General features: G+C 37.3%; 13 protein-coding genes. 6 read left to right on the forward strand and 7 right to left on the reverse strand.

What is annotated here, in order from left to right; all coding sequences use genetic code 11:
- Positions 1-60: 60 nt before the first annotated feature.
- Positions 61-1,245, reverse strand: coding sequence for an efflux RND transporter periplasmic adaptor subunit (locus ACORJQ_RS03695; RefSeq protein WP_321326116.1), 1,185 nt, complete (start codon positions 1,243-1,245; stop codon positions 61-63).
- A 130-nt stretch (positions 1,246-1,375) separates the two neighbouring features.
- On the opposite strand from ACORJQ_RS03695, the gene ACORJQ_RS03700 reads away from it, so the two are divergent.
- A complete protein-coding gene (locus ACORJQ_RS03700; RefSeq protein WP_321326118.1) occupies positions 1,376-2,020 on the forward strand; it encodes a TetR/AcrR family transcriptional regulator in 645 nt (214 codons plus the stop codon).
- A 127-nt stretch (positions 2,021-2,147) separates the two neighbouring features.
- Here the strand turns inward: ACORJQ_RS03700 and ACORJQ_RS03705 are convergent, their stop codons facing one another.
- The 5 genes from ACORJQ_RS03705 to ACORJQ_RS03725 form a co-directional block, all read right to left on the reverse strand.
- Positions 2,148-3,218, reverse strand: a complete 1,071-nt coding sequence (locus ACORJQ_RS03705; protein WP_321326120.1) for a mechanosensitive ion channel family protein — start codon at positions 3,216-3,218, stop codon at positions 2,148-2,150.
- A 287-nt stretch (positions 3,219-3,505) separates the two neighbouring features.
- On the reverse strand, positions 3,506-4,342 hold the full coding sequence (locus tag ACORJQ_RS03710) for an OmpA family protein (RefSeq protein ID WP_321326122.1): 837 nt from the start codon (positions 4,340-4,342) through the stop codon (positions 3,506-3,508).
- A 249-nt stretch (positions 4,343-4,591) separates the two neighbouring features.
- Positions 4,592-5,419 (reverse strand): mechanosensitive ion channel family protein, encoded by an 828-nt coding sequence (locus tag ACORJQ_RS03715; protein WP_321326124.1) that lies wholly within the window; start codon positions 5,417-5,419, stop codon positions 4,592-4,594.
- Positions 5,416-5,628, reverse strand: a complete 213-nt coding sequence (locus tag ACORJQ_RS03720; RefSeq protein WP_321326126.1) for a hypothetical protein — start codon at positions 5,626-5,628, stop codon at positions 5,416-5,418. The genes ACORJQ_RS03715 and ACORJQ_RS03720 overlap by 4 nt, the downstream gene beginning before the upstream one ends.
- The gene (locus ACORJQ_RS03725; protein ID WP_321326128.1) at positions 5,625-6,176 is read right to left on the reverse strand and encodes an RNA polymerase sigma factor; all 552 of its coding nucleotides are present in this window, start codon (positions 6,174-6,176) and stop codon (positions 5,625-5,627) included. The genes ACORJQ_RS03720 and ACORJQ_RS03725 overlap by 4 nt, the downstream gene beginning before the upstream one ends.
- Before the next feature lie 137 nt (positions 6,177-6,313).
- On the opposite strand from ACORJQ_RS03725, the gene ACORJQ_RS03730 reads away from it, so the two are divergent.
- The 5 genes from ACORJQ_RS03730 to ACORJQ_RS03750 all read left to right on the forward strand — a co-directional run bounded on the left by ACORJQ_RS03730 (position 6,314) and on the right by ACORJQ_RS03750 (position 11,565).
- On the forward strand, positions 6,314-7,642 hold the full coding sequence (locus ACORJQ_RS03730; RefSeq protein WP_321326129.1) for a hemolysin family protein: 1,329 nt from the start codon (positions 6,314-6,316) through the stop codon (positions 7,640-7,642).
- A 112-nt stretch (positions 7,643-7,754) separates the two neighbouring features.
- Positions 7,755-9,122, forward strand: coding sequence for a magnesium transporter (mgtE, locus tag ACORJQ_RS03735; protein ID WP_321326131.1), 1,368 nt, complete (start codon positions 7,755-7,757; stop codon positions 9,120-9,122).
- Between the two features lie 14 nt (positions 9,123-9,136).
- Positions 9,137-9,565 carry an ATP-dependent zinc protease family protein gene (locus ACORJQ_RS03740; RefSeq protein ID WP_321326132.1) on the forward strand — a complete coding sequence of 143 codons (429 nt, stop codon included), beginning with the start codon at positions 9,137-9,139 and terminating at the stop codon, positions 9,563-9,565.
- Between the two features lies 1 nt (position 9,566).
- On the forward strand, positions 9,567-10,478 hold the full coding sequence (gene rimK / locus ACORJQ_RS03745) for a 30S ribosomal protein S6--L-glutamate ligase (protein ID WP_321326134.1): 912 nt from the start codon (positions 9,567-9,569) through the stop codon (positions 10,476-10,478).
- A gap of 4 nt (positions 10,479-10,482) precedes the next feature.
- Positions 10,483-11,565 (forward strand): succinylglutamate desuccinylase/aspartoacylase family protein, encoded by a 1,083-nt coding sequence (locus ACORJQ_RS03750; RefSeq protein ID WP_321326136.1) that lies wholly within the window; start codon positions 10,483-10,485, stop codon positions 11,563-11,565.
- A 134-nt stretch (positions 11,566-11,699) separates the two neighbouring features.
- Here the strand turns inward: ACORJQ_RS03750 and ACORJQ_RS03755 are convergent, their stop codons facing one another.
- Positions 11,700-13,079 (reverse strand): patatin-like phospholipase family protein, encoded by a 1,380-nt coding sequence (locus tag ACORJQ_RS03755; RefSeq protein ID WP_321326137.1) that lies wholly within the window; start codon positions 13,077-13,079, stop codon positions 11,700-11,702.
- Positions 13,080-13,225 lie beyond the last annotated feature (146 nt).

Consider the following 13,225-nt stretch of genomic DNA (forward strand, 5'->3'; position numbering starts at 1 on the left):
GTTTTTCCTCAGATTAACGGTTTAAGTTAATTGGTAATGTAAATTATCTATAGCAAAGTATTATTTTGCTGCATGCTCTTTATCTGTTTTACCAGCAGTGCTTGGTTTGTTTGGCAATATGGATACCGGTGTTTTAGGGCGTAACTTTATAAGGTTATTGGTTACTACTACATCACCGTTAGATAAGCCAGAATCTACTAACCAATTGTGGCCTTTTTCACCACCTAAATGCACAGGTACTAAATCTGCAATGCCATCGGTTACCTTATAAACAAAGGATTGTCCGCCCATTTGTACAACCGCTTTTTTAGGAACAATATATACATTTTGACGAATTGAGTCGGTCACTCTTAAACGCACAAATGATCCTGGCATTAATTGGTTTGTTTTATTATCAAATACGGCTCGTGCTTGAATACTACCTGTTGTTGTGTTGATGTTGCTGTCAACATAATCAATTTTTCCAGAGGCGATGACTTCACCTTTCGCATTGATGATTTGTGCGGTCCATTGGTTTTTAGGAAGAGTTTTTAGTTTGCCTGCCTGAATTTCTTTTTGTTGCTGAATGTAATCAGCATCAGGTATCGCAAAAATAACATTAATTAAATCTAATTGAGTAATATTGGTAAGCAGGGTGTTTTCAGAGTTTGAGCCAACTAAGCTACCAATATCTTGTTGTTTGATACCTGCAACCCCCGAGATTTCAGCACGAACTTCAGTGTAATCTAAGTCAATTTGGGTTTCATTTAATGCCGCTTCTTGACCTTCTAAATTAGCCTTTGCCAATTCAAGGTTAGATAAAGCCGTATCAACTTCTTGAGCACTTACCGCTTTATTTTTATATAAACCCTTAACACGGTCATACTCTCTCTGAGCTTGATTTAGGTTCGCTTTTGCAACATTAACTTGAGCTTTTGCTTTAAGTACTAATGCACGATATTTGCGATCATCAATTTTATAAAGTAATTGGCCTGCCTTTACTTCTTGGCCTTCAGTAAAGTATTTCTTTTGTAAAATTCCACTCACACGTGCATACACTTCAACTTGTTGTGCGGCTTGTGTGCGAGCGGAGTAATCAGCATAAACTGGAACATTTTCTAGGCTAACTGTAGTCGCGGCAACGGGTAAGGCTTGCGGTTTCTGGCCTGAATCAGCCGCAGAAACAAAAAGAGGCATAAAAAGCAATACACCAATAAAGCTTTGAGTTAAGCATTTTTTTGGATTTAACAGGGCTGAAAACATCATAATTTCCTTTATAAATGGTCAAGAATTAAATAAAGTGTAGCATACACTACACTTTTGTTTCAATAATAAGTTAAAATAAATTATAAGGTACAATACCCCCAAAAATTGAAAGTGAATAACTGGTGAAATTATGAGAAAAGCGATACAGCAATCAATTAGCGAGCCATGCAATAAAAGGGGCGTAGCCCGTCAACAAAAGTTTTTAGAAACTGCAGAAAAACTATTTTTGGCTTCTGGCTATGCCAACACAAGTGTTAATGAAGTTGTAAGATTATCTGGTGGTTCTTTAGGGACTTTGTATCGTTTATTTGGTAATAAAATTGGATTGTTCGAAGCTGTTTTTAGAAAACTCGCCATGACTTTTTTTAATGAGTTGGAAGAGGGAGTGGTTTGGAGTGATGATGTAGAGCGAAGTTTGATGGCGTTTGGTAGACACATACAAAGTGTGGTTTTGAAGCCCGATGGTATCGCTATTTATCGCCTAGTTTTAATGGAAAATAATGACGATCAGAAAGAAATACAAAGAATTTACTATAAATATGGCCCGCAGGTTGGTATAGAAATGTTGGCCTGTTATTTAAGAAAACAGGTTAGTCTTAAAAAGATTGCCCCCATAAATGAAGAGATTGCTGCAACACAATTTATTGAAATGGTTAAGGGGCCGTTTGTTAATAGGTTACTTTTTGGTGAAGAAGTTTCAGAAGAAGACGTAGAGTTAGCGTTAATTCAAGGTGTGAAAATTTTTATAAATGGTTTAGCTATCAAGCCAGATTAACCTTAATTATTTATCTCGAAGTTCAACTTTCAAATAAATCTTTAATCTTATGGCTTGCATCGGGCAGAAAAAATTACATGTTTTACTGATTATTTCGCCTAATGCCGGTTAGTCTGTTTCTTTGTTTTTAATTTTCAGTTTGTGGGGGCAATGACTTTATATACAAGTCATGCTTGCTGAATGGAATTTCAATGCCTTCAATGGCAAAGCGTTTGTAGATAGCCGTGTTTAAGCTATCCACTACACGTCCTCGTATTTCAGGATTATCTATCCAAACTAATAATTCCATATCTAGACCTGAAGCACCAAATTGACGAAAACGCACTCGTGGTTCTGGATCAGTACAAATTTGAGTTTCTTCGCTGGCAATATGCATGAGTGTCGATTTAACATGATCAATATCCACATCATAAGCTACGCTTACCGCAACTCGTGTTCTCGATTTTATGTGCCTACCGGACGACTCATTTACAATTTTACCGTTAGCAATAATGGCATTAGGTACATTAATCTCTAGATCGTCTCGTGTTAGGATTCGGGTTGAACGTAAACCAATATGGGTTACCATGCCACGCTCGCCGCTATCGATAACGATATAGTCCCCGATTTTATAAGGTGAATCTGCCAAAATGAATACACCAGAAAGTAAATTGGCAATGGTGTCTTTTGCAGCAAACCCCACAGCAATACCAATAATCCCCGCTGAGGCTAGCCAGGCACTCATGTCAATATTCCAGGTGATAAACAGCAGATAAAAAATAATTAATACCACTAAAACGGCTGCAATGTTTTCAAACAAGGGCAGGGTTTGTGGTTGAATAAATCCACCTTGACGATGCGTTTGGCTTAGATTTTTTAAGCTAAATTGTGAGCTGCGGTAAATGAATTGTCCCCAAACAATAATATCAATACTTTGTAAAATCATTGGCAATAGGGATTCAAATTTGTCGCTTAATTCAAAGCTATGAACGGCATTGTTGATGCCTATTAATACAATTGAAATGGTAATAGGTAAGCGAATGGCATTAAATACAAATGCAAGATTGGTACGCTGTTTTTTATTGGACCAAGCAAGAAATGTCCATTTAATAAAGTAACTTACGATTAGGGCAGTAAAAATTGCAATGGTCAGCAAAATAAAGGCATCTATTAAAGGATGGTTGGGAGAGCTTAAATATTGCTTAATAAAATCGAGCATAGTGGATTCCTGATAAGGTATATAAAGCCTTATTGTCTGAAAAAACAGTTAGGGTAAGTGTATATTTTTTATGCATTGACTGACATTAATTTACCACACCCTGCAAGCGGGTATAAAGGCCTGGTAAATATTACATAGAATAGTAATAAATTAGCAGTCTGTTTGAAGCTTATGATTGCTAGATAGTAAAACGGCTATTTTCTGTAAAGAAAACAGCCGTGTTTTTGGGTCGTTATATCAAGTATAAAGTGCCTGATAGTGACTTTTTTTAAGGCTTAAATAGTGAACTATTTGATGATTTCCATCTCAACACGACGGTTTTCAGCACGGCCTTCTTTGGTTTTGTTTGAAGCTATTGGACTTTCTTCACCCATACCAGTAGCGTGAATACGGTCTGCTTCAATGCCTTTTGACTCTAAGTAAGTTTTTACTGAGTTGGCACGTCTTTCAGAAAGTTTTTGGTTATAAGCGGCAGGCCCAGTAGAGTCTGTATGTCCAGTTACTTTAACTTCTGTTTTAGCATTATGAGATAGGTAGTCTGCATAGTCATTTAGTTTTGTTTTAGCGGCATCTTTTAAAACAGCTTTATCAAAGTCAAAGAATCCACGGAACGCAACAGGTGCATCATCAACAATTTTCTTAACAAAAACCGGCTCAGGTTTAGGAACAACCACTGGTGCAGGTTTAGCTACAACAGGAGGTTTTGGTTCAGCCCAACCTTCGCATTTAGCCATAGCGGTGTCTTTAGACCAATGAATGGTACGAACACAATAACCATAACCATCACGAACGATACGGTTTTGTGAATCTACTACATATGCAATTTGACCAGAACCATCAATATCTTCTTTTACTGGTGGCAAAAGAGTTGGTGCTGGCTTGCTTTCTGCAGTAGTGCTTTCATCTGCTTCTTTAGTCGTGCTAGCTTGTTCTGTTTTTGGCTGTTCGCAACTTGCGATAGCGGTTTCTGGAGTCCATGCACTAGAACGAACGCAACTTCCATACGCATCTTTGGCGATTTCACCATAACTATCAGTTACGTAAGCATTAGAAGCGGCAATAGCATTTGAGCTTGCAGCAATAGAAATAATTGCAATCAGTGGAAGAAGTCTTGTTTTTATCATGTAAATAATCCTTTAATAGATAGTTTAGAGTCAAAATGACTCTTATAATTTAAGACGCTGCGAGGCACTAAAAAGTCACATATTTAGCATTGTTTTATAAAAAACTTTTTTAATTATTTGTTGTTTATATTCATGTTAGCACCAATAACCTGATGTTATCAAATAGATATTTTGGTTTTACCAGGCCTGGTAATTTTAAAATATTGAGTGCCTTATTAAGCTTTTTAAAGTTATCTCAAATCGTAGATTTTACTTGGTTTGTTTTTGGTAAATTTGGTCAAGTAATTGGTCATTTGGAATAACAACAATCCCTTCACTGGTTTTTATCTCAGTACTGCTACCATTAATTTTAATGACCGTTCCGGTTTGTCCTTGTACAGTAATGGTGTCTTCTACATTAATGTGTTCTTTGAGGTAGTAAGACGATAAGATTTTTTTAAGTTGTGGGGCACTACCAATTCCAATAGCGAGGGCAATAGCTAAAGTAATACCAGTAAATGCAACTAATATAATCATCTGAATTAACTGAGTGTCAAAAGCCAACTGTTCTAATACGGTTAAGACAATAATGACGACCAATACGCCGTAAATAAAGCTAGAAATTAGCTGGGACGCAGCTGGTATAAAGTTTTTAAGGGCACTGTTTAAAGCATTACGAATAAAATGGGCTATAAATAAACCAGCAACCAAAATAATTAACGCAGCCATTACATTAGGAATGTACATTGCCACTTTATTTAATGTATCAACAAATCCAGTTAATCCTGCATATTCGGCTGCAGTAATAAATGTAAATAGCACAATTAACCAAAAGAACAGGCCTGCTAAAAGGGTTGAGGGTGTTTGTTTAATCCCCACAGCTAAAAGCTTTTTATCTAATTGAATACGTTCAGCGGCACAATCAAATTTTAGTTTTTTAAATAATTTAAAGCTTAATTTTTGAACAAATACCGCCAATAAATAACCGATTAATAAAATACTAAATGCAATCAGTACATCGGGCAGAGCCATTAAAAAATTGTTGTAAGCATCTCCCCATGTAAACTGAATGCGGTCCTTTACATCATAAATATTCATGAGTTTTCCTTTTGATGTGACAAAGTTTTAGCCATAGAAAATAGAGCTAATGGGAGTTTATATAAAAATAGAATAAAGACTTCTTGAACCAGTGTTAGCCAATTCACGCCTTGTATGATCATAGAGGCTCTTTGAGCTGGGGTGTTTTTAGAGTTGTCTAATGACAAAAGCTTTTTGAATTTGTCTTCTTCTATTGAATCAGGTGTCATAAACAGTTTTTCTCATAGAGTTGTTTAAAGCCTTCCATTGCTCTGTATAATCGCATTTTGGTGGCACTTAGTTTGAGATTAAGAATATCGGCAATCTCTTTAAGACTCAATTCAGTATTAAAACGCATACTAATAATGGCCTTTTCTACTTCGTTTTGTTGATCAATGCAATATTGAACACACTGCTCTTCATCATCGCACTCAAACTCGCTACTTAATTGCACATCATCAGCATAGTCATCAAGCGAATCGTACTGGGTCGTATAGCTCTTTTTTTGGGCTGCGGTATGACATAAGTTAATGGCAATTCGGTATAACCAGGTTGAGAATTGAGCATCGCCTCTAAAATTTTTTAATTGCTGGAATACTTTTAAAAAAACTTCTTGAGAAATCTCTTCTGCTTGCTCTTGATGACCAAAGTATCTTAAACAAATTGCGTACACTTTATTTTCATGGCGAATAATTAATTCTTCAAACGCCACGGTAACATGGGGTAATTCAGCTTTTGCTTGTTCAACAATTTCAATATCTGTTAATTCTTTCAACATGCTTGTTATGATACATACCTAATGATTAAGACCATCTTATTTTCAACAAAGTCACATAATTTAAGTGACTTTTGTCATAGAGCCGATGTCTGAGTAGCATTACTTTGGCTACATTATAAAACGATAGGAAAATTACAATGGAAAACTTTAGTACCAGTTTAATGGTAATTATTGTGCTTTTAGTGGCAAACGGATTTTTTGTTGCCGCCGAATTTGCTTTGGTAAAAGTCCGCACTCTAAGAGTTGAAAACTTGGCTAAAGAAGGTGGATTATCTGCTCGCCTAACGTTAAGAATAAAACAAAACTTAGAACCGTATTTAGCGGCGTGCCAGCTAGGTATAACCATGGCCTCGTTAGGCTTAGGTTGGGTGGGGGAGCCGGCTGTTTCTAAACTGCTTGAACCGCTATTTTATTCAATGGGTATGCCAGACGAAGTATTGCACTTTACCTCTTTTTTAATTGGTTTCATTATTTTCTCTTCTTTGCATATTGTGATTGGTGAGCAAGTACCAAAAACCTATGCCATTCGTAAACCAGATCCTGTCTCTGTTTGGGTGGCGATTCCACTTCATGGGTTTTATTTATTGAGTTATCCATTAACTAAGGCTCTTAACTGGTCAGCTTCAACTATCTTGCGCGCAATGGGGGTAAAAGAAGCTTCTCATGAGGAAATTTTTAGTGATGAAGAGTTGAGTGAGATGATTGATGCATCAAGCATTCACGGTAACTTAGATAATATTAAAGCGGATATGATTCAAAACATGTTTGCGTTTGATACTCGCATTGTAAGAGACATTATGGTGTCGCGCAGTCAAATTGATTGGTTAGATGTGAATGATGATTTACAAACTAATACTAAAAAGATAGTGGAATTAGGTCACTCTCGTTTTCCGTTAGTGCGAGGTCATTTGGATGAAATTGTTGGGGTGTTGTTGGTTAAAGATTTACTGTTAAACAACTTAGATAATGAATCATCTGCACTTGTTGATATTGAATCGTTGGCTCGTAAAAGCTTAATTATGCCAGAGGTGATGGGGCTACAAAAAGCCTTTGATTTAATGCGAAATGAACGAAACCATATGGCTCTAGTTGTAGATGAATACGGTGCTCTATCCGGCATTATTACCATGGAAGACTTAATTGAAGAAATTGTGGGTGAAATTGCCGATGAACTCGATAATGAAGAGATAGCAATTAAACAGTTAAAGTTTACTGAAGGCTTTGAAGTGAACGGATTAATGGCCTTGCACGACTTTGAAAAACTCACCTCCACCAAACTAGATGTTGAACATAATGTGAGTACACTTTCAGGTTTGATTATGTCTGAACTGAATGAGATTCCAAAAGTGGGCGACGAGGTTATCTACAAGGGTTGGAAGTTTTTAGTTAAAAGCTTGGAAGGTAATCGGGCAGAAAAAATTTGGGCAATATTAGAGCCGTCTGATTCAGAATCAACATTAAGCTGAAAATAAACCTAAAAATGAATATATAAGAACAAAAAGTAATCTAAAACGATTGAGAAGACTATGCAAAAAAATCAAAAAGCCGCGGGTAATAAAAACGAGAAGGAGGCAAGAGATGTCTAATGATTTGTTTCCTGAAGAGATTATGAGCACTGAAGATAAACTGCTTCATATTCAAAATATGGTTGCCGATAACCGTGAGCAAGAAGTATGTGATTTATTTTTGAGGCTCACAGAGCATGAATTGTCGCATATTCTTGAGTCGTTTCCTCAAAATCAGCGTCAAAGTTTGTGGGTTTGTGTGCCAGATGAGATTCGCGGAGAAGTGCTTGCAGAGCTAAATGAAGATGCTCGTTTGTCAATTTTGCAAGGCGTTGAAGCTAAAGAACTTAATGAAATTACTAAAGACTTAGATGCTCAAGATACCGCTGAAATTTTAGGGTCCTTAGACCACGAGCTTGAAGCAGATGTCATGCAAAGCATGGACGAGACTCGTCGTGAAGAGGTGCAAAGTGTTTTAGATTATGATGATTATGCGGTGGGGCGTTATATGCACACCGATACCGTTTCAATTCGTGAAAACGTCAAATTAGAAGTTGTTCAGCGTTTTTTAAGAATGAAAAACGTCATTCATAAAGGCACTCTAGAGCTAATGGTGGTAGATGAAAACAATCGATTATTAGGTACTTTGCATGTTGTGGAATTGATTCGCCATGATCCTGAAGCAATGGTTGCTGATGTTATGGAACAACCTGAAACCGTATTGGATACTATGGATGCTATTGAAGCAGCCAAGTTTATACGCTCTAAGCATCATCATTTTGCACCTGTTGTTAATGATTGTGGTGTGTTAATGGGCCAATTAACCGCAGATGATGTGTTTGAATTAACCCTAGAAGAGAGTGAACAAACCGTTATGAATATGGCGGGTTTAGATGAAGAAGAGGATCTGTTTGCTCCAATTAAAAAGAGTGTAAATGGCCGTACCCTTTGGTTGGGTATTAATTTAGCGACGGCATTTTTAGCGGCGGCGGTAATTGGCCAGTTTGAAGCGGTGATTGCTCAAGTAGTGGCTTTGGCGGTTTTAATGCCTGTTGTAGCGAGTATGGGCGGCATTGCTGGTAGCCAAACTTTAACATTGACTATTCGTGGTTTAGCCATGGGTAAAATTGGTGGCTCTAACCGCGTAGTTCTGTTTAATAAAGAATTTTGGATTGGTATTATAAATGGACTTATTTGGGCTGTAATTGTCGCTATAATTGCACAGCTATGGTTTGATGATATTATGATTAGTGTTGTGATTGGTTTGGCCATTCTTATTAATATGATTGCCGCTGCTGTTTCTGGTGTTGTAGTGCCGCTAATCTTAAAAAGATTTGGACAAGATCCGGCTCTATCTGGAGCGGTTATTTTAACCACTGTAACCGATGTGGTAGGGTTTTTATCCTTCCTTGGTTTAGCCACGTTATTAATTTTGAATTAAAAAAGGATTCATCTATGCCGAACACTGTTGGTTGGTGCGAATGGGTAAGGTTACCTGAGCTAGGTATTGAACGATTGGAATGCAAGGTTGACACCGGAGCAAAAAATTCCGCATTGCATGCTTTTGAAGTGGAACCATTTCAAAAAGATGGACAAGATTGGGTGCGTTTTTCAATTCATATTGATAACGATGACCTTTCTAAGGTAAAAGTTTGTGAAGCGGAGGTACAAGATATCAGAACGGTGACTGACTCTAGCGGTAACTCAGCGGAACGTTTCTTTATAGAAACGGCACTTGAGATTGGCGATTTTAGACTGCAAATTCCAGTTTCATTGACAAGCAGAGATACGATGGCATTTAAGATGTTGTTAGGTCGAACTGCTCTCAGAAAAGCTGGATTAATTGTTAATTCAGCAGAATCATATTTACAAGGAGTGAAATAGAATGAGGATTGCCATTTTATCAAGAGGACCTAAGCTTTACTCAACACGTCGTTTAGTAGAAGCAGCCGAAGCTCGAGGCCATGAGGTGCGTGTTATTGATGCACTACGTTGTTATATGAATATCAACTCGGTTAATCCTCAAATTCATTATAAGGGTGAAATTTTAGACAACTTTGATGCTGTGATTCCTAGAATTGGGGCATCGGTAACTTTCTACGGAACAGCAGTACTTCGCCAATTTGAGATGATGAATGTCTACCCATTGAACGAATCAGTTTCAATTAGTCGTTCTCGTGATAAGTTGAGAAGTTTACAACTGTTATCACGCAAAGGAATTGGCTTGCCAGTAACGGGTTTTGCACACTCTCCTGATGATGTTGATGACCTATTAAAAACCGTTGGTGGTGCACCAGTAGTGATTAAATTGCTTGAGGGAACTCAAGGGGTTGGTGTGGTTTTGGCAGACACTCACTCTGCAGCGTCTTCGGTTATTCAAGCATTCAATGGCCTTAAGGCAAATATACTGGTTCAAGAGTTCATTAAAGAAGCGGGCGGTGCAGACATTCGCTGTTTTGTGGTGGGTGGTAAAGTCATCGCGGCTATGAAGCGCCAAGGTAAAGAAGGTGAGTTTCGCTCAAATCTTCATCAAGGTGGTTCTGCATCACTTATTAAAATTACCGCTGCTGAAAGAGCTACGGCAGTTAATGCTGCTAAAGCAATGGGTTTAAATGTATGTGGTGTTGATTTGCTACGTTCAAACCATGGTCCAGTCGTTATGGAAGTTAACTCATCACCAGGTTTGGAAGGGATTGAAGGTGCTACAGGCAAAGATATTGCAAGCATGATTATTCAGTTCATTGAAATAAATTCCAATAAAAAATTAAACCGAACTCAAACTGTAGGTAAGGGATAAATTAGTGGTCGCTAAGGTTGTTAAAAATCAAGCAATTACTATTGGCGATGTCACTGTTAAACCAGGTGAAAAGAAAACGATTGAATTGCAAGTAGGTAAGTTATATACCCACAGTGAATTGACTATGCCTGTTCAAGTTTGGTGTGGTAACCAGGCTGGACCAACTCTATTTATTAGTGCGGCTATTCATGGTGATGAATTAAATGGTGTAGAGATTATTCGTAGGCTGTTAAAGGTTAAAGCTTTACAGCGTTTAAAAGGCACATTGATTACCGTACCAATTGTTAATCTGCATGGCTTTATTAACCATAGTCGTTATTTACCTGATCGTCGTGATTTAAACCGTAGTTTTCCAGGGTCAAAATCGGGTTCGATTGCGGGGCGTTTAGCACATATTTTTTTGAATGAAATTGTGAGTAAAGCCACTCACGGTATCGATTTACATACGGGGGCGATTAACCGTACCAATTTACCACAAATTAGAGCCGATTTAGATAATGAAGAAGTGAAGATGATGGCTGAATCATTTGGTTCTCCGGTTATGCTTAATGCTAATTTAAGAGATGGTTCTTTGAGAGCGGCAGCGGTTAAAAAAGGTATTCCAATTCTGTTATACGAAGCAGGAGAAGCTCTTCGTTTTGATGAAGTCTCAATTCGTGCAGGCGTATCAGGTATTGTAAATGTCATGCGGCATTTAGGTATGTTACAAAAATCTCGTCGTATAAAAGAGCGAAAAATGAAACCGGTTATTGCACGTTCTAGTTTTTGGATTCGTGCTCCACAAAGTGGAATTTTTAGGTCTTTAATTCAAGATGGAGATCGTGTTGAAGCAAATAAAACCCTGATTGGGGTTGTCTCTGATCCTTTTGGGGAAGTAGAAGAAGAGGTCTATTCTCCAAACAGTGGAATTGTTATTGGGCAAATGTGTATGCCTTTGGTCAATGAAGGTGAAGCGTTGTTTCATATTGCTAAATTTGCTCGTAGTGATCTTGCAGAAGGCAAGGTTGAGGAGTTTCATGATGAGATGTACGATGACTCTAATTTGATGTATCCATCTGAAGATATTCCAAGGTATGGTCCAATATAAAGTTGGCTGTTTAGTCTAATTATGTCTAGAACATATTTTGAATTGAAAAAAGGCCTAATAAGGCCTTTTTTTATAACTTTTTTACTTTGAAGTAGAATGGTTTTATGTAAATTCAATGTCAGGTTATTGGTTATTTAGTTATTAGATTTACCTTGGATGCTTTCGTCGTCATCCAGTTCTTGCAGCAACATTTGAAACTCTAAATTATTTTTTAGCAGTGAACGACCTGCGTTAATTAATTTAGCCACATCAGGCTCAGTCAAACTTAGTCGTGTTGGAATCTGGTTAAATTCATTAATCTCTTTTTGAGTTTCTAATTCATTAAAGTTTATTTTGATAAAGTGCGGTTGAACCACGTGACCAGGTGAAGAGAGTTGATTTCCCCATTCAGTCAGAGAGTTTTTAAATAGTTGTAAAGTGGCGTCATTGTAGCGGTGAATTTGAATGTCACTCATCGCATCAATACTTTGTTGAATAGTAGGACTTTTATTTGTCATTCGAATGTTTTGAGAGCTTTGAGTAGAAGCATCGACTGAAATTACCGCAATATGATCAACACTTTTTTTATTCATTTTACGCAAAAAGGCTTTTGGTCCACCTGCAAACTGAATCGCTTCGTAAATAGCCCGTAAGCCTAGATTGTCTGTTATGCCGCCATCAACAAGTTGTAAAAATGGGTAATTATTGCTGGCATATTCTTTTAGAGAATGAACCGCTTGTTGCAACTCAAGATTGTCCTTAATGTATTTTTCTGAAACAGAAAGTTTTTTTAAGGCGTTATTTTTACAGGGTTGAAAGTTTTGCAGCACGACAGGGTTAAAAACTACGGGTACGGCAGATGATGCAGTAACCGCTTTGGCCACTGAAAAACTACTAATGTCTGAACAAATCAAATCAAAATAGTCTTGGGTAAACGAAAAACGAGCACCATTGGCTAAATCTGATGCATTAATTAATATCAGAGGGCGGCCAGGTTTTTTTAAGTCTGCAAAAGTGGCATCTTTAAAGATAGTCGTGTTGTAAAGCTGGATGGCCATTTGGGTACGGCCTGTATCACTAAACCAAGACAGAGGATTAAGTACTTCACTAATTAATTCATCTTCAATATCTTTTTTTAGCATAACCTTTTCAAAATCTTTAAAGGTTTGATTGCCATTTAAACCATAGTAGGCAGCAATGAAGCTCCCCCCAGAAACCGCACTAATGATATCCACTTCATCCAATAAACGAGTCTCTGTTTTTGAATGAGGAAGTTTTGTGTCTCTTAATTCTAATAAAACGCCATAAGCTAAAGCTGCTGCACGCGTACCACCACCAGAAAACGTTAATACTAATGCAATGCGACCTTGTGGTTTAAGTTCTAAAACCGATTGAATGGAATAAACACTTTCTATTGGTTTATAGCGATTATTTTGTTTTTCATTATTAATTACACCGTAAGAAGAACACCCCGTTATGAATGTGCTTAATGTTAAGAGTAAAAATATGATTTTTATTATCTGTAACTTAGGCATGGTTTATTTCTTGTACTAAAAACTACGAATATTTTAACATGGTATTTTTAAGCTCATGGAGCTCTCTCTTTGGTTTTTGGCTTGAGTAAGTTGTTTTTTTAATAAAATTGCTTTTTGGGCTTTATAAAAACCGCTTGCGGTCGATA

Origin of the sequence: Thiomicrorhabdus sp., from assembly GCF_963662555.1 — a bacterium.
GTDB lineage: Bacteria > Pseudomonadota > Gammaproteobacteria > Thiomicrospirales > Thiomicrospiraceae > Thiomicrorhabdus.

Bases quoted from the DNA above. Each gene is read 5' to 3' on its own strand.
- mgtE (WP_321326131.1), top strand. From the start codon at position 7,755: ATGTCTAATGATTTGTTTCCTGAAGAGATTATGAGCACTGAAGATAAA.
- ACORJQ_RS03725 (WP_321326128.1), bottom strand. From the start codon at position 6,176: ATGTTGAAAGAATTAACAGATATTGAAATTGTTGAACAAGCAAAAGCT.
- rimK (WP_321326134.1), top strand. From the start codon at position 9,567: ATGAGGATTGCCATTTTATCAAGAGGACCTAAGCTTTACTCAACACGT.
- ACORJQ_RS03710 (WP_321326122.1), bottom strand. From the start codon at position 4,342: ATGATAAAAACAAGACTTCTTCCACTGATTGCAATTATTTCTATTGCT.
- ACORJQ_RS03730 (WP_321326129.1), top strand. From the start codon at position 6,314: ATGGAAAACTTTAGTACCAGTTTAATGGTAATTATTGTGCTTTTAGTG.
- ACORJQ_RS03755 (WP_321326137.1), bottom strand. From the start codon at position 13,079: ATGCCTAAGTTACAGATAATAAAAATCATATTTTTACTCTTAACATTA.
- ACORJQ_RS03700 (WP_321326118.1), top strand. From the start codon at position 1,376: ATGAGAAAAGCGATACAGCAATCAATTAGCGAGCCATGCAATAAAAGG.
- ACORJQ_RS03695 (WP_321326116.1), bottom strand. From the start codon at position 1,245: ATGATGTTTTCAGCCCTGTTAAATCCAAAAAAATGCTTAACTCAAAGC.
- ACORJQ_RS03740 (WP_321326132.1), top strand. From the start codon at position 9,137: ATGCCGAACACTGTTGGTTGGTGCGAATGGGTAAGGTTACCTGAGCTA.
- ACORJQ_RS03715 (WP_321326124.1), bottom strand. From the start codon at position 5,419: ATGAATATTTATGATGTAAAGGACCGCATTCAGTTTACATGGGGAGAT.
- ACORJQ_RS03705 (WP_321326120.1), bottom strand. From the start codon at position 3,218: ATGCTCGATTTTATTAAGCAATATTTAAGCTCTCCCAACCATCCTTTA.
- ACORJQ_RS03720 (WP_321326126.1), bottom strand. From the start codon at position 5,628: ATGACACCTGATTCAATAGAAGAAGACAAATTCAAAAAGCTTTTGTCA.